Origin of the sequence: Sediminibacterium goheungense (assembly GCF_004361915.1) — a bacterium.
Lineage (GTDB): Bacteria > Bacteroidota > Bacteroidia > Chitinophagales > Chitinophagaceae > Sediminibacterium > Sediminibacterium goheungense.
Genome location: NZ_SNWP01000010.1, coordinates 85,456 through 101,138, shown reverse-complemented (window position 1 = coordinate 101,138; position 15,683 = coordinate 85,456). Strand labels below are relative to the sequence as shown.

Annotated in this window: 13 protein-coding genes; 7 read left to right on the top strand and 6 right to left on the bottom strand. The window is 40.9% G+C overall.

All coding sequences use genetic code 11. The annotated features are described in order from the left end of the window. The first annotated feature begins 139 nt into the window (after positions 1-139). A complete protein-coding gene (locus BC659_RS00450) occupies positions 140-652 on the top strand; it encodes a fasciclin domain-containing protein (RefSeq protein ID WP_211340681.1) in 513 nt (170 codons plus the stop codon). A 256-nt stretch (positions 653-908) separates the two neighbouring features. Here BC659_RS00450 and pruA read toward each other — a convergent pair whose 3' ends face one another. Then, positions 909-2,540: an L-glutamate gamma-semialdehyde dehydrogenase gene (gene pruA, locus BC659_RS00445; RefSeq protein ID WP_133472615.1), complete on the bottom strand. Its 1,632-nt coding sequence runs from the start codon at positions 2,538-2,540 to the stop codon at positions 909-911. Between the two features lie 291 nt (positions 2,541-2,831). On the opposite strand from pruA, the gene BC659_RS00440 reads away from it, so the two are divergent. Together BC659_RS00440 and BC659_RS00435 are read left to right on the top strand one after the other, a co-directional pair. Further along, positions 2,832-3,743, top strand: a complete 912-nt coding sequence (locus tag BC659_RS00440) for an alpha/beta fold hydrolase (protein ID WP_133472614.1) — start codon at positions 2,832-2,834, stop codon at positions 3,741-3,743. 344 nt (positions 3,744-4,087) lie between these two features. Beyond that, complete coding sequence (locus tag BC659_RS00435; protein ID WP_133472613.1) at positions 4,088-4,723, top strand: hypothetical protein; 636 nt, start codon at positions 4,088-4,090, stop codon at positions 4,721-4,723. 105 nt (positions 4,724-4,828) lie between these two features. On the opposite strand, the gene BC659_RS00430 is transcribed toward BC659_RS00435, so the two are convergent. After that, positions 4,829-5,545 (bottom strand): hypothetical protein, encoded by a 717-nt coding sequence (locus BC659_RS00430; RefSeq protein ID WP_133472612.1) that lies wholly within the window; start codon positions 5,543-5,545, stop codon positions 4,829-4,831. A gap of 283 nt (positions 5,546-5,828) precedes the next feature. Between BC659_RS00430 and BC659_RS00425 the strand changes: the two genes are divergently transcribed. Beyond that, positions 5,829-6,701 (top strand): sulfurtransferase, encoded by an 873-nt coding sequence (locus BC659_RS00425; RefSeq protein ID WP_133472611.1) that lies wholly within the window; start codon positions 5,829-5,831, stop codon positions 6,699-6,701. A gap of 103 nt (positions 6,702-6,804) precedes the next feature. On the opposite strand, the gene BC659_RS00420 is transcribed toward BC659_RS00425, so the two are convergent. Together BC659_RS00420 and BC659_RS00415 are read right to left on the bottom strand one after the other, a co-directional pair. After that, positions 6,805-9,609 carry a M16 family metallopeptidase gene (locus BC659_RS00420; protein ID WP_133472610.1) on the bottom strand — a complete coding sequence of 935 codons (2,805 nt, stop codon included), beginning with the start codon at positions 9,607-9,609 and terminating at the stop codon, positions 6,805-6,807. A 254-nt stretch (positions 9,610-9,863) separates the two neighbouring features. Next, positions 9,864-10,943, bottom strand: coding sequence for a tryptophan 2,3-dioxygenase family protein (locus BC659_RS00415; protein ID WP_133472609.1), 1,080 nt, complete (start codon positions 10,941-10,943; stop codon positions 9,864-9,866). Between the two features lie 159 nt (positions 10,944-11,102). On the opposite strand from BC659_RS00415, the gene pyrF reads away from it, so the two are divergent. Both pyrF and BC659_RS00405 read left to right on the top strand, forming a co-directional pair. Continuing rightward, positions 11,103-11,915, top strand: coding sequence for an orotidine-5'-phosphate decarboxylase (gene pyrF, locus BC659_RS00410; RefSeq protein WP_133472608.1), 813 nt, complete (start codon positions 11,103-11,105; stop codon positions 11,913-11,915). 82 nt (positions 11,916-11,997) lie between these two features. Then, the gene (locus BC659_RS00405; protein WP_133472607.1) at positions 11,998-12,936 is read left to right on the top strand and encodes a metallophosphoesterase family protein; all 939 of its coding nucleotides are present in this window, start codon (positions 11,998-12,000) and stop codon (positions 12,934-12,936) included. A 75-nt stretch (positions 12,937-13,011) separates the two neighbouring features. Here BC659_RS00405 and BC659_RS00400 read toward each other — a convergent pair whose 3' ends face one another. Then, positions 13,012-13,620, bottom strand: a complete 609-nt coding sequence (locus tag BC659_RS00400; RefSeq protein ID WP_133472606.1) for an SGNH/GDSL hydrolase family protein — start codon at positions 13,618-13,620, stop codon at positions 13,012-13,014. Between the two features lie 207 nt (positions 13,621-13,827). Between BC659_RS00400 and BC659_RS00395 the strand changes: the two genes are divergently transcribed. After that, positions 13,828-14,199, top strand: a complete 372-nt coding sequence (locus BC659_RS00395; RefSeq protein ID WP_133472605.1) for a GxxExxY protein — start codon at positions 13,828-13,830, stop codon at positions 14,197-14,199. Positions 14,200-14,398: 199 nt separating this feature from the next. Here BC659_RS00395 and kynU read toward each other — a convergent pair whose 3' ends face one another. Beyond that, the gene (kynU, locus tag BC659_RS00390) at positions 14,399-15,676 is read right to left on the bottom strand and encodes a kynureninase (RefSeq protein WP_246027056.1); all 1,278 of its coding nucleotides are present in this window, start codon (positions 15,674-15,676) and stop codon (positions 14,399-14,401) included. Positions 15,677-15,683 lie beyond the last annotated feature (7 nt).

The window sequence follows — 15,683 nt, the reverse complement described above, 5'->3', positions numbered from 1 at the left end:
TTTTATTTGTGTTGAAAGGATTAAACTTTTATGATCATATCTGTTAAACGATGCTGTTAAAAAAATAAAAAAGAAAAAAAGGATTGAACTCTTTCATGTTACTGCCTGTAGTAATACCCAAGAAACAAAACCTATAAAAATGAAAATGAAATTTTTCTCTTTTGCCTTCGCACTATTAATGGGTGCATTTGTAACCGTATCTGCTCAGAAAACTGTTGTAGACATAGCAGTAGGTTCTAAAGCACACACTACACTGGTTGCTGCTGTTAAAGCTGCCGGACTGGTAGAAACTCTACAAGGTGCTGGTCCATTCACAGTGTTTGCTCCGGTAAATGACGCTTTTGCTAAATTACCTGCTGGTACTGTTGATAATTTATTGAAACCAGAAAACAAAGCTCAGTTAGCCAAAGTACTGACTTACCATGTTGTAGCCGGAAATCTGGATGCTGCTGCTGTCATCAAAGCTATCAAAGATGGTAAAGGTAAAGCCGTTGTAAAAACAGTTAGCGGTGGTTCATTAACTGCTTCACTCAAGGATGGTAAAGTAATTCTGACAGATGAAAATGGTGGTGTTGCAACCGTTACAGCTACCGATCTGAAAGCTGGCAATGGCGTGATCCATGTAATTGATGGCGTTGTTTTACCGAAGTAAAATAAGGATAAGAAATAAGAAATAAGGAATATGAAATAAGAAATATGAAAGAAGAAAGTATGGGTAGGAATTAGTAATCAGAGGATGTGTTTATTTTGATTTTTATTTCTCATGTGCATGAAAAAAAAGCCTCCTTATGGAGGCTTTTTTCATTTAGCGTTTTTATAATCGATGTGAAAATTAGCACAGAAATCTAAACAAAAACAAAGGCGCTAACTTCTCCATTTCATATTCCTTATTTCTTATTCCTTATTATCTACGCTTCATTCATAAACGGATACCTGTAATCAACTGGTGGGTTATAGGTTTCTTTTATGGTACGGGCACTTAACCAACGGAACAGGTTGAGCATGCTGCCGGCTTTATCATTGGTGCCGGAAGCTCTTGCACCACCAAAAGGTTGTTGACCCACAACAGCACCGGTTGGTTTATCGTTGATGTAGAAATTACCAGCAGCATTACGCAGTTTATTGGTAGCCAGTTCAACGGCAGCCCTGTCTTGCGACAGTACAGCACCTGTTAAAGCGTAGGCAGAAGTGTTGTTAACAAGGTCCAGTGTTTTTTCGAAATCGGCAGCTTTATATGTGTAAATGGTCAATACCGGGCCGAAGATTTCTTCGCACATGGTTCTGTATTTCGGGTCAGTGGTTTCAATAACAGTAGGTTCAATGAAGTAGCCTTCTTTTTTACTGTAGTTACCGCCGGCAATGATTTTCGCTTTCTTATCTTTTTTAGCACCGTCGATATATTTGGTGATGCTGTTAAAAGCTTTCTCGTCAATAACTGCATTGATGAAATTACTGAAATCTTCAACCGTACCCATTTTCATGGTCTTCAGCGTAGCTACTAATTTCTGTTTTACTTCCGCCGCGATATTATCGGGCAGATAAGCACGTGAAGCAGCTGAACATTTCTGTCCCTGGTACTCAAAAGCGCCACGGGCAAGTGCAGTAACCACTGCATCCACATTGGCACTGGAGTGTGCAATCACAAAATCTTTACCACCGGTTTCACCAACAATGCGGGGGTAAGAGCGGTATTTAGCAATATTCTCACCGATTACTTTCCACATATTGTTAAACACACCGGTAGAGCCTGTGAAGTGTACACCGGCAAATTCAGGGTGATTGAAACAAACTTTACCAATAGTAGGTCCGTCAACATAAATCAGGTTGATGACACCATCAGGCAATCCTGCTTCCTTCAGGATACGCATAAACAGTTGTGCAGAATAAATCTGCGTATTGGCAGGCTTCCAAACTACTACGTTACCGCACATGGCAGCCGAGGTAGGGAGGTTACCACCGATAGCGGTGAAGTTAAAAGGTGTAACCGCCAGTACAAATCCTTCAAGCGCACGCCATTCCATACGGTTGTGCATACCTGGGGCCGATACAGGCTGTTGTTTATAGATCTCACTTAAAAAGTGCACATTGAAACGTAAAAAGTCAATCAACTCACAGGTACTGTCAATCTCAGACTGATAAGCATTCTTGCTTTGTCCGAGCATGGTACTTGCATTCATAGTATAGCGATACTTGGTAGCCAGCAGGTCGGCAGCTTTCAGGAAAATATGCGCCCTGTTTTCCCAACTCATAGCAGTCCAGGCATCTTTGGCTTTTAAAGCTGCATCGATAGCCTGATTCACGTGTTTCTCTTCACCCGCATGAAAATAGCCAAGGGTATGTTTAATCTCGTGTGGCGGATGGATCGCCACTTTATTACCCGTTTTAACGGCCTTGCCACCGATATACATGGGGATATCGATTTCTTTCTTTTTCAGGTCGGCAAGGGCTTTTTTTAAAGCAGCTTTTTCAGGTGTGCCGGGTGCATAACTGTTAACAGGCTCATTGGCCGGAATGGGATAGGAAAAAGTACCAAAGCTCATGTTTCTAAATTTTGAAGCTGCAAGGTAGGAAATATGGAATAAGGAACACGAAATAAGGAATAAGAAACAGGAATTTGAATGACTGATGAGCAAAAGGCTCACAAAGCTTATATCTCAAAAACATACCCTCGAAGTTTTTAAAAATCCTCGAAAGAATTTAAATGGCTCACAAATGCATGGTATAAGCAAAACAGGAATTAAGATTAGCTGCCTGTCTTTTCTACATGAACTAAACAATATCTGCTAGACTCTTCATTCCTTCCTATATTTAAAATAAATTATCTATATATCATGCGCAAATTAGTAACCCTGAGTACGTTCATTTTTCTCTTTTTTAAACTGTCTGCACAGTACAAACATGATTCTATACCTCTTAAAAGTGGGTATCTCCATTTCTATACCAAAGGAACAGGAGCACCGTTGGTACTTTTACAGGGTGGTCCCGGATTTTCAAGTTATTATATGCGGGCTATAGCCGATTCTTTGCCTGGCTATCAGTGCATTCTCATTGATTATGAAGGAACGGGCCGATCTCAGTACCGTAAACCTGATACAGGTTGGGTAAATCCTGATAAAGTAGTTGCTGATATAGAAAAGGTACGGCAAAAATTAGGCATCGGTAGTTGGACGGTAATAGGGCATAGTTATGGTACCCATTTTGGATTGAGTTATGCCATTCAATACCCCCAACATGTTCGCCAAATCATTCTGGTATCAAGCATTGGTACCGATAATCGTTTCCAGCGTTATTCGAATGATAATGCCATGATGCGGCTTACCGATCAGGATATGACCACAGTGGGTAATATCGGGGCTGATACAAGTCTGAATGCGGTTGATAAAGAATTTAAGATGCAGGCTATCTTCCTCAAATCTTATTTTTTCGACAAAAAGAAAATCACCTCTTTCCTTTCTTCTATACCAGTACTTGAGAAAACTATTTTTTTCAGCAATGATTTTTTCAATGCGTATTTCGATCAACCGGGTTTCTGGAAATGGGATATCGCAACAAAAGCATACGCCTTACAAAAAAAGGTAAATATTATTCAGGGAAGACAGGACTTTCTTAATGATGGTACACAGGAAATCATGAACCTTCGCCTTGCTGATTCAAAAATAACCTATATAGAACGGAGTGGCCATTTTCCCTGGGTTGAAAGACCAACGGTTTTTTTTCCATTGCTGAGAAGTTTGTTGAAATGAGGAAAGAGAGGGGGAGTAGTAAGTAGTCAGTAGTGAGTAGTGAGTAGTGAGTGTTTTTTATTATTTGAGATAGCTTTTTTAATATAATCAATATGATCACTCCTGACTCTCAATTTTAATATAAATATAGGTTTTGATGCATGCTTATATTTTATTATATTTGAATGGTTGGAGGATGCTTTTTGTTCGTCCCACTCATTTTGCCAAGGTGGAGGCTCGCAACAACCATACAAATACATGCTATAGTGGATAGTCAGCTCTCACTTTTAATTTCAATATACGAAGAAGAAAAAGCGCAGCTTCAAAAAGATATAGAAGTGTACCTCAGCGAAAAAGAATACTTGATGGCTCATTATAAATCTGAAGCCTTGTATGAGGTAAACAGAAGGTTGCGAAAACTACACAATTTAGAAGATCCATTGTATGATCAGAAAGATTCTTTACAAAGACGATTGAAGCGGGTTCAAAAACAACGCGAATCTGAAACGGATCCTTATATGAAAGACTTACTGGAAAGGTGGGTAAGAGAGGGGCAGGAAGAACTGGGAAAACTTCATCAGGTGCCAATTGAACAAACGCCTTCATCGGTTCCGCAAACTTTTTTCGATGAAACATTGGAACGATTATTGAAAAAAGAAATCAAAAACCTGAAGCTGGTTCTCAGTCAGCAACAAAACCTGATTTTGCAATTCAGCTATACAAAGAATACCCTGAACATTACCATGCCCGACATTCATGAGCATCTTAAGAAGTGGGTATTTTATGAAGATCAATTAACAATACTGAAAAGCTTAGGCTTTCAGCTATCAGCAAGTGGAAACCGCCTTACATTGTCGCTTACCGGTGATAAAACCGAGATTCTTTCACAGGTAAAAGTCATTCTTTGTAAAATTATTTTCGAGATTTTCGCTTTGATAGGGTTTAGGAATGAAAGCTTTCTGTGTTATAATGAAAAGCCAGCTAAGAAGAGTGAGCGGTGAGTAGTCAGTAGTCAGTAGTCAGTAGTGAGTACGGAAGGCTAATCTACTGACAACTCATTCATCTTTATTCACCATTCACCATTGACCATTCACCCTTCCCTTTTCTCATTGCCCTGAAGCTGTGCTCTTGAGGCTTCGAAAAAGTGCAAAGTATTTTTCCGCTTCTGCAATGATAGCGGGAGATACTTCACTCAGGTAATGATGAAATTTCATGAGGGCGAACTCGGGCATATTCTTTTGTATGGCTTCATCACATTGAATAATCATCCGAACACTATTCAATACCATATTTTCTTCAGGAGGTTGGTAGTTGTAAAAACGAAATTCAGTCTGTTTAAAGCCAGGATGAAATCCCAAAATCAATGTATCTGCACCTTTCAGATGTCGGTGTTTATTGAAGATATATGTTTTCTCTATCTGCTGATCAATCGTTTTAGTATGGATTAATTGTATGCTATCATGTTGAATCAGTTCTGCTAAAGGCGTAGCAAAATAACCTTGTTTATTAGCCAGCACTGAATCTACCAGTTCTGTATCGTTAAATTTATCTGGTGAAATCTTGTAATCTTCCAGCCATTGTCCTTTTGTTGCTCCTTTTTTATAAAGAAAATAGCGATAAATGTTGGTTACCAACATGCTGTCAGGTTCCTCCTGATCGGCAGAGTAAAACATATGCCGGGAAGTATGAGAGGTTCTCAGTAAAACGGTATCATTTCGAAAAAAATAAACCAGTGTATCATTCGATTCGCCATTGATTGAAACCGGCCAGATATTAACAGCCTGTACGGCCCTGATCTTTGTAAGCTGATCAGATTGTGCCATAAGCTTAGTACATAGAAGAAGGCAAAAAGCCATGCTGAAGAATAAAATAGGCTTCATATATTAAAATTAATAAACCTATTTAGATGCTGCAACTGTGAAAAGACGCAGGGGGGTGAATGGTCAATGGTGAGTAGTGAGCAGTCTGTAGACCAAGTATCTCAATACTCACTACTGACTACTCACTATTCACCCTTCTTTCATTGACCATTCACGCCACTCCATTCTTCAGTTTTAACATCACCTCTCCATATAGTTTTGTAGCTTAAACCTCTAAAACTCTTATATGCGCTATATACTGCTTGTAGTGGCTGTTGCTGCATCAACTGCTATCTATGCACAACCGAACCCCATTCTGGTAAGCCCCGAATGGTTGCAGGAGCATAAACAGGATAAAAACCTGGTGATACTGCAGACCAATTTTCTTCGTCTCGATTTTGAAACAGAACATATTCCCGGAGCGCATTTTCTCTGGCCCGATTGGTTGGGAGCCCATTCACCCGAAGGTAATTTCAATGCGCCTGATCTGGCATCTGCCAGAAAAACACTACAGGCCTTAGGCATCCATCAAAACACACAGGTGGTGCTGGCCTATACCCGTACCGATCTTACGGTAACAGCAAGGATGTTTCTTACCCTTGAACATCTGGGACTTTATGGTAAAGTGAGCCTGCTCAATGGCGGACTGGAAGAGTGGAAAAGGGCTGGCTTGCCAGTAGAAATGGGAGCTTCACCTGTTGTAGTCAAAGGCAATTTTGAACCCAGGTATCAGCAATTGCTGGTAGATAAAAATTATGTACAGAAAGCATTGGCAGGGGCAGATAAACTGGTAGTGGATGCCCGGCTGAAAAGATTTTATGATGGAGATGTTACAGGTAATCCTCGTGACGGACATATTACCGGAGCCCTTAACCTGCCTTATCCTGATTTGATTGATAGTACCACTAAGTTCAAACCAGTGGTGCAGTTAACGAATTATTTCAATGCCGTTAATAAGGATAAGCAAAAGGAAATGATTGGTTATTGCTTTATCGGGCAAACCGCGAGTGTGGTTTACCTGGCAGGAAGAATACTCGGTTATCCGATGAAAATTTATGACGGTTCTTTACAGGAATGGAGCCGCTTGCCGGAACTCCCAATGGAGAAAACCCGTCAATAACATTGCCACTATCTGCATGCCCTCATATTCTTTGCAGGTATATCTCCTCGGGAAAGATTTGATTTACAGCAGAGAATATGAGGGTGCAGTGATAGCCGCCGGGTTACTGCTGTTCCGGTAAAAGGATCAGTTTAACCATATTGTTTTCATTGAACAGGCGATTGGCCAGTTCTTTCGTTTTATCTACTGTAAGCAGTTTTATCTTGTCGCCTGCTTTCAAAATGTCTGTAGGGTCGGTGCTGCGGAAAAAGTTTTGCTCCAGACGGTAGCGCCAGTAGCTGTTTTCTTTCACATCATTTTCAAGGCTACGTGTTTGCTCGGCTATTACCTTTTCAATATTTACCGCAGGTACACCATTGGCTTTGGTGTTTTTAACTTCCTCCATCACAAGGTCAACCAGTTTGTCAACGTTTTCAGGTGCACAACCAAACTGAATACCAATACTGTAACTTTTTACCGGCTCACGGCTAAAGCCTCCATTCACACCTACACCATACACACCACCCGCATCTTCTCTTAAAACTTCTCTCAGTTTTATAGCAAGTGCCTTGGTAAGCTGTCCCAGTTGTACTTCATCCATTTCATTGATCTCATTTACTTCACCTGTAAAGTATAAACGTACACTTGCTTTGGCTTCCTTACCTTTTCTGATGGTTTTGTTAACCTGTCCTTTGGGGTATCGGATACCTACATCTTTCCAGGTTTCTTTTTTATCAGAAGTCGGCAGAGAGGCAATGTATTTTTCAGCCAGCATTTTCATGGTATCGAGATTGAAATTACCCACGAAAGTGAACAGGAACTGGCCACCATTGCTGAAACGATCTTTGTAAATATCAAAGGCACGATCCAAATCCAGTTGTCCGATACTTTCTAAAGTGAAGGGTTTTCTTCTTGGGTGGTAATTACCCATGATATAGTTTACAGAGTCAGCAAAAACAGAACCTGGGTCCTTGTCTTTATTGGTCATCTGTACCTGCATCTGCTGTTTCAGTACCTCAAACATATTGGCATCTTTTCTGGGTGCCACAAAGTAACCATGCAGTAATTGCATCGCTGTTTCCAGGTCTTTGGTGGTACTGTTTCCATTGAGTCCCTGCATATAGTTGGCAATAGAAGGCGATACAAAACAGTTTTTACCGGCCATTTCTTTTTGCAGACTCTGAATATCCAGGTCGCCGATTCCTCCGAACTGGGCTACGCCAGAAGCGGTAGATGCATTTACATAATCTTTATCACTGTACAAAGAAGTGCCGCCCCAACTGATAGCAGAGAACTGGATCTCATCATTTTTAAAATTGGTAGGCTTCAGAATCATCCTGGCACCATTTGATAAGGTCCATTCAGTGGTTTCAATGGATGGATATTTCTTTTCATTGACCACTTTACCCGCAACAGGCTGAACAGGTAGTATAGCACCTTTCACCACTTTATCCTCATATGGTTTTAATGGCCCCAGTGGTTTATTCAGCAGGGCAGTAACCTGTGTAGCAGTGAGCATATCAGCCTTGTCTTTTTCAGGGGCTGTGATGACCACCGATCTGTTCTGTGTCGTGATCCATTGTTTGATTAATGCATTTACTTCTGCCAACTGAATGGTTGGCAGGTATTTCTGGTGCATTTCGAATTCTTTTTCTATTCCGGGAATGGTTTCACCCTTGAGGTAATTGCGTATATATTCCTGTAACAGTTCTGCAGATTTCGTTTTGTCTCTTTCATTATAAATATTCTCAAAACGGGAGAGGGTAGATTTTATGGCACGATCCAACTCACTTTGCACAAAACCGAATTGCTTTACTCTTTCATTTTCTCTTAAGAGTGTTTCAACAGAAGCTGAAATCTCTTTGGCTGTTTTGGCTACAGCTACCAGGCTAAAAGCATCTTTATCGCCAATGAATGAACCATAACTGCTGCTGCCAAAAAGAAAAGGCGCTTCTGGTTTCTGGGCAATTTCTTCCAGGCGACTGCTCATCATCTGGTTAAACAGGTTGCGTACAATACTGGCCCGGTATTCTTTTTCTGTTTTTGACTGCGGAATTTCAGGTCTCAGGTAATATACCTGTATCACATTATAGGGTTGTTCAGGATCGGTGAGTATCGATGTGCGTGTTTCCGGAAAAGAAGGCACGCCAAATTTTGTTCTGGGGCGTGGGGTTTTTGCCGCAGGAATTTTCCCGAAATGATCTTTAATCATTTGTTCGGTTTCTGCAATATCAATATCTCCCACCACAATCACTGCCTGTAAATCTGGACGGTACCAGTCTTTGTAAAACTTAGTAAGCTGGCTGTAAGGTGATTTTTCAATGCTCTGTTTGGTGCCAATGGGAATGCGTTTGGCATATTGAGAACCTTTGAGGATAATCGGAAAATATTTGTCACGCATACGTGCATCAGCACCACGTCCAAGTCTCCATTCTTCTACAATTACCCCTCTTTCTTTATCAATTTCAACGGGTTCAAAACTTACCTGGTGGGCCCAGTCTTCGAGAATCTGCATGGCTTTTTTAAATACCTGCATACTATCAGTAGGTACCTGTAACTCATACACGGTTTCATCGAAACTGGTATAGGCATTCAGGTCTGCACCAAAATTCACACCGCTTTTTTCCAGAAAATCTACCAATTCCTGTTTCTTGAAATTTTTGGTGCCATTGAAAGCCATATGTTCCACAAAGTGGGCAAGCCCCAATTGCTGATCCGACTCAAGAATAGAGCCAGCATTTACTACCAGTCGTAATTCGGCCCGGTTCTTCGGCTCCACATTTTTACGCAGGTAATATGTGAGTCCATTACTCAGCTTACCGATCTTAACTTTTGGATCAACACCCAGTTTCTGGTCAAGTCCAACCTGTGCCTGTACAAATACAGCTACAAGTAATAACAACAAAGTCTGTTTGATGCGCAACATCATGCAAGGTTTTTTAAATTGAACGATAAACACACAGCGCCATGCCCTGTATGTACAATGCTTATATAGTCCGCAAAAGCGCGGTTGGGGGATACTACTAAATTACTGAAATAATTTGAAAATTAGACAATTTGAAAATTTGAAAATCTAAGAGATTTTTGCTTCGCAAAAAAAACAGAATTGCCTATTCTACAGATCATTAAGTAATAATAGCTTCCTTATTTTCAAATTTTCAAATTGTCTAATTCTCAAATTAATCAAAGCTGAAATCCCAGATTTCTGATCAAAGCATCTGGTAATGCAGGTAATTTTTTTCTTTCAATCAGGTAAGTGGATAACCCTGAAAGATCCCTGTATACAAAATGTTTGCTCATGGCACCTTCCAGGTAACCGGCACCGGATGTATTACCTGTTCCCACACGCATACCGATCATGCGCCTTACCATCACAAGGTGTTTATGGCGCCAACTGCTCATCAGGTGATCTATTTCTATTAGTGCATCCAGTACCTGATAAGAAGTCTGGAAAAGAGGAAAATCTCGGTACAGCATAATGAACAAGGCTGAACGCAATGCAGCAGGAGAGAAAAGTGTTTTCATGGCTGTAGCTTGCTCATCGGTATAATGTGCAGCTCTCTGTTCAAAGAAAACAAGATCGAAATCGTGAATTTTATTTTTTTCTCTTTCAGTCAATCCGGCTTCATAAACGGCTCGGTAATCATTCCAGAATGGATGGTGTTTACCGGCTGTAGTAGCTTTATAACCAGTCCAGAAATCTTCGCGGAAGAAAGGAATACGCTCCAGCCATCTATTTACCAGTTCAAGTAAATTATGTCCTTCTTCTATAGCGGTAATATGCTGATAATCCTCCCGGGTAAAACCGCCCTCATTGGTTCTTTTATAGTAGTCTTTGTGGTGGCGGTGGTCGATTTCCAGTCCCAGTCTGGCTTCCAGCAGCCTGAATTGCTTACTCTGAAAACCGGAGGAAGGTGTGAGCAGGTTGCGGAACTCGAGAAAATCTAACGGTGTCATGGTATCGAGAATCTCCACCTGCTTATTCAGTAACTGAAGAATCTGGATGATCCTGCGTAACCTGTGACGAACCAGGTTCATATCTTCTGCATTATCATTGATTTTTTCTTTGCTGAAAACGCCCGTGATATAATCCAGTTCAAACAATATCTGTTTGAACCATAATTCATATGCCTGGTGAATGATGATAAATAGCATTTCATCATGTGCAGGTTCATTGCCCGCTTCAAAACTTACAGGATGCTGCGCATTCAATACTTTGTCCAAGCCAAGATAGGTTCCGTAATACATTGGTTGTTTTTCCATAAAAAGCAAGCTTTTGGCGAAGGTAGAGAAACAGAGGAACAGAGAAACAGAGAAATATGGAATAAGAAATAAGGAATCTGGAAATCGGGTTGCAGTATTGGTGACTTTCAGATTTTACTTGGGCGGCTCAGGGCAGGCTTAATTTCTTATTTTTGCGCCATGACCCGCCAACAACTGATCGATCAGATTACAAAAAAAGGTTCTTATCTCTGTGTAGGACTGGATACAGATATTGAAAAACTTCCTGCTCACTTGAAAGGACAACCTGATGCAGTACTGACTTTTAATAAAGCCATTATTGATGCAACAAAAGATCATTGTGTTTCATACAAAATCAATACTGCTTTTTATGAGTCGCAGGGATTGAAAGGCTGGGAAATCATGGCAGAAACACTGGCGTATATTCCCGATACCCATTTTACCATCGCCGATGCCAAAAGGGGAGATATTGGTAATACCTCGGCTCAATATGCCAAAACTTTTTTTGAAGTATTACCCTTTGATGCGGTAACTGTAGCACCCTATATGGGTGAGGACAGCGTGCGCCCTTTTCTGGAATACAAGGATAAGTGGACCATTGTACTCGGACTTACTTCGAATGCAGGTAGTTTTAATTTTCAACGATTGCCACTGGAGCATAAAAATGGTAAACAGTTATATGAGCAGGTATTGCAAACCACCTGTGAGTGGGGAACACCTGAGAACCTAATGTTTGTGGTAGGTGCTACCCGAGCCAGCGACCTCGAATATATACGTAGCATCATACCCGATCATTTTCTGCTCGTGCCTGGTGTTGGTGCACAGGGAGGTAGTCTGGAAGAAGTATCTAAATACGGATTGAATAAAGATGCCGGTTTATTGGTAAATGCCAGCCGTGCTGTCATTTTTGCAAGTAGTGGCGAAGATTATGCAGCCGCGGCTAAAAAAATGGCACAGGAATACCAGACCGAAATGTCTATCTATCTTTCATAGGAAGGATCAGCGGATAAAGAAAATACCCTGGTTTTTTTACTTTCATGAAAGTATATCTTTATCATCCTGAAAATCCCAGTCCATGAACAGAAGAAAATTTTTGCAGCAGGGATCTTTATCTGCCGCTGCTGTTGCCGCACTGCCATTGGCTGCTGCTGCCGAAACAAATGCCAAACCCTCTTTTCGTGTAGCATTTATCTCTGATGTACATGTAAAAACCGGAGAAGTACCTGAGCGTGGTATGCAGCAGGCGTTTAAACATGTAAATGCGCTCAAACCTTCTGTAGACTTTATTATGAATGGTGGCGATGCCATCATGGATGCCATGAAAGCAACAAAAGCCAAAGTGCAGGAACAGTGGGATCTATGGAACAAAATCCTCACGGCAGAAAACAGATTACCCATTTACCACTGTATCGGTAACCATGATGCCTGGGGCTGGCAGATGACAGAACCGGAGATAAAAAACGATCCGCTTTATAATAAGGCATGGGCGGTACAGCAGCATCAGATGCCCGGCAGGTATTACAGTTTCACCAAAAATAACTGGAAATTTATCATACTCGACAGTGCCCATGAAAACAATGGTGGCTATATCGCCAAAATTGATGAGGAACAGTGGCAATGGCTCGAGAATGAACTCAAATCAACAGATGCCGATATGCATATCTGTATTGCATCGCATATTCCCATCGTGTCGTATGTATCTGGATTTTTCTTCGATAAAACGGAAGACAATGGCGACAGGAAAATTTCGCGGGCCTTATTGCATACAGATTCTTTTAAACTAACGGAACTCTTCCGCTCTTATAAAAATATTCGCTGTTGCCTGAGCGGACATATCCATTTACAGGATATGGTTGAATATCGTGGTATTCATTACTATTGTAATGGTGCTGTCAGTGGCAATTGGTGGGGTGGTGCATTTAAGGGTTTTGCACCTGCCTATGCACTATTTGAATTTTTTAAAGACGGGAGCGTGAATAGAAAGATGATGGAGTATAATTTGAAAATGAGATAATTTGGAAATTTGGAAATGAAGTCGTTATCTGTAGCCCCTATTTCATTTTCAATCCGCCTAAGGCGGATCAAATTCTCAAATTGTTTTCTCAATAATCTTCACAACCTGCTCCGCCCACACAGCATGTGATTTGGCGGAATAATGGAGTTGATCGCTGGCAAGTAGGCTGCTGTCATCTTTGGCCATGCGTGTTTGTGCTGTGATGTTGATAAAATGTCCGCCTAGTTTTTTTGTTCCTTCTTCACATACTTGATTGAAGTTGTCAATGGCTTCGCTGATGGCTTTACTGTCTTTTCCGGCAGCAAAAGGTGTGATGCCCCAATCGGGTATCGATAATACAATAACACGCTCTGGTTTATTGCCTGCAAAATGAATGGCTTTTTTGAGCAGGTAATCAAACTCTTCTCTAAAGTCTGCAACAGGTAAACCACGGTACTGGTTATTTACCCCAATCAGGAGGCTTACAAAATCGTATTGTTCATTGAGTTGGGTATGCAGGATATGATCTGCAAGCTCGAAACTGGTCCAGCCGGTTTTAGCGACCACTTCCGGGGCGTGGAAATGTAAACCTTTCTTCCGTAATATTTGAACCACCTGATAAGGAAATCCCTCATGTAAAGGAACCGATTCACCAATCGTATACGAATCACCCAAAGCGAGGTAACTAAAATAATGACGAGTCATGGTATAAATATAGAAAACTCTATTAAGATAAAGGTTTGTTATTAAGTAATGATGTGGATAAAACAATAGAGTAACTATCACCACTGAGTTACACAGGGTTTGACACAGAGTTGCACGGAGGTTTGTTTGATAATAGTATAAAGGACGAAGTGCTTGTTGGGGAGCGGGTGGATCGTATTTGCATACTGTAGATTTGATCAAAAAAAAATGGAGCATCAACTATTAACAAGTGAAATATTAAAAGCAGCATACCTGGTTCATAGTAATCTTGGGCCTGGACTGCTTGAATCTGCATACGAAGCCTGTTTACATTATGAATTGATAGAGAAAGGTTTTATGGCCGAAAGACAGGTTGCGATGCCACTTGTATATAAACAAATAAAACTTGATACTGGATACAGAATAGATATTCTAGTAAATCGATTGATTGTAGTCGAAGTGAAGGCTGTAGAATCTTTCACGGATGTACATATTGCACAAATGATAACGTATCTGAAATTAAGTAATTGTAAAATAGGTTTGTTACTCAACTTTCATGTAAACTCACTGAAGAATGGAATCAAACGTATTGTTTATTAAATCAATGAAAATCATATTCATAACTGCCTGTCAAGAAATTAAAGTATTCAAACCACATACATCCAAAATACCTGAGATGCACACAGTTCTTTCGCAAACCTCCGTGTAACCCCGGCCTTGCTCCGTGAAACTCAGTGGTAAAGTGATCAAAGATCAAGAAAGAGATTATACTGAGAGAGACTGCAAAACATAAAAGAAATTAAAAATTATTCTTCAGTATCTCATAAAAACGATACACATCTTCAAAGCTACAGTACATAGGCGCGGGTGCCACACGGATAACTCCTGGCTCACGGTAGTCTACTATAATGCCGCTGCTGATCATCTTATCATGAATTTCTTTACCCCTTTCTTTAAAATATAAGCATAACTGTGCACCTCTCTGTTCGGGATCAGCAGGGGTAATTATTTCAAAATTAATATGTGTCAGTTGCTTTAATAAGTATTCGAGGTAAGCCGTAAGGTGAATACTTTTTTTACGTAGTCTTTCTATACCTGCTGCTTCAAAAAGTTCCAGAGACGCTTTCAAACAAACCGTATTAAATACCTGAGATGTGCTGATGTTCCATCCGGTAGCATTGGTTTTGGGAACAAAACCTTTCTCCATTTTAAAACGGGTCTTTTCATCATTGCCCCACCAGCCAGCCAAACGGGGTGTGGCAGCGTTGGTAGCATGTTTTTCATGTACAAATACACCACCAACGGCGCCTGGTCCTGCATTGAGGTATTTATAACTGCACCAAACTGCAAAGTCAATATTTACATCATGTAATTGCATAGGTATATTACCGGCAACATGGGCGAGGTCGAAGCCAGCAATGGCGCCTGCCTTTTGTGCTGCTTCGGTGATGGCGGCCATATCAAATAACTGACCGGTATAATAGTTGATGCCGCCAAATAAAGTCATGGCCAGACTTTCCCCCTGCTGTTCTATGTTTTGCAGGATATCTTCCTTACGTAATAGTTTTTCACCTTCCCTAGGACTGATTTCAATGATGGCTTTGTCGGGGTCGAGCCCAAAATGTTTAACCAGTGTTTCCACTGCATATTGGTCGGAAGGGAAGGCTCCAGCTTCCATCATAATTTTAAAACGGGAAGAAGTGGGTTTGTAAAAACTCAGCATCAGTAAATGCAGGTTAACGGTAAGGGCATTCATTACGGTGACTTCATCTTCCTTACAGCCCATCATTTTTGCCAATGCAGGTGTGCAGTACTGGTGGTACCATAACCAGGGATTTGTACCACCAAAATAGCCGCCTACAGCATAGTTACGCCAGCTCTCCAGCTCGGTTTCGATAGCAGCAGCAGTATGGCGGGGCTGCAGCCCCAATGAATTACCACAGAAATAGATGACATCTTTTCCATCTTTTTGTGGGAAATGGAATTCCTTTTTAAAACGGGCAAGTTCATCATTGGCATCGGCGGTTAGGGCATAACCTATATCAGTACTGAAAGCAAACATCGTATCTATTTTCATGCTAAAA

What these genes read in the sequence shown, in the direction of transcription:
- BC659_RS00450 (WP_211340681.1), top strand. Translation starts at nt 140, where the DNA reads ATGAAAATGAAATTTTTCTCTTTTGCCTTCGCACTATTAATGGGTGCA.
- pruA (WP_133472615.1), bottom strand. Translation starts at nt 2,540, where the DNA reads ATGAGCTTTGGTACTTTTTCCTATCCCATTCCGGCCAATGAGCCTGTT.
- BC659_RS00440 (WP_133472614.1), top strand. Translation starts at nt 2,832, where the DNA reads ATGCGCAAATTAGTAACCCTGAGTACGTTCATTTTTCTCTTTTTTAAA.
- BC659_RS00435 (WP_133472613.1), top strand. Translation starts at nt 4,088, where the DNA reads ATGGCTCATTATAAATCTGAAGCCTTGTATGAGGTAAACAGAAGGTTG.
- BC659_RS00430 (WP_133472612.1), bottom strand. Translation starts at nt 5,545, where the DNA reads ATGGCACAATCTGATCAGCTTACAAAGATCAGGGCCGTACAGGCTGTT.
- BC659_RS00425 (WP_133472611.1), top strand. Translation starts at nt 5,829, where the DNA reads ATGCGCTATATACTGCTTGTAGTGGCTGTTGCTGCATCAACTGCTATC.
- BC659_RS00420 (WP_133472610.1), bottom strand. Translation starts at nt 9,609, where the DNA reads ATGATGTTGCGCATCAAACAGACTTTGTTGTTATTACTTGTAGCTGTA.
- BC659_RS00415 (WP_133472609.1), bottom strand. Translation starts at nt 10,943, where the DNA reads ATGGAAAAACAACCAATGTATTACGGAACCTATCTTGGCTTGGACAAA.
- pyrF (WP_133472608.1), top strand. Translation starts at nt 11,103, where the DNA reads ATGACCCGCCAACAACTGATCGATCAGATTACAAAAAAAGGTTCTTAT.
- BC659_RS00405 (WP_133472607.1), top strand. Translation starts at nt 11,998, where the DNA reads ATGAACAGAAGAAAATTTTTGCAGCAGGGATCTTTATCTGCCGCTGCT.
- BC659_RS00400 (WP_133472606.1), bottom strand. Translation starts at nt 13,620, where the DNA reads ATGACTCGTCATTATTTTAGTTACCTCGCTTTGGGTGATTCGTATACG.
- BC659_RS00395 (WP_133472605.1), top strand. Translation starts at nt 13,828, where the DNA reads ATGGAGCATCAACTATTAACAAGTGAAATATTAAAAGCAGCATACCTG.
- kynU (WP_246027056.1), bottom strand. Translation starts at nt 15,676, where the DNA reads ATGAAAATAGATACGATGTTTGCTTTCAGTACTGATATAGGTTATGCC.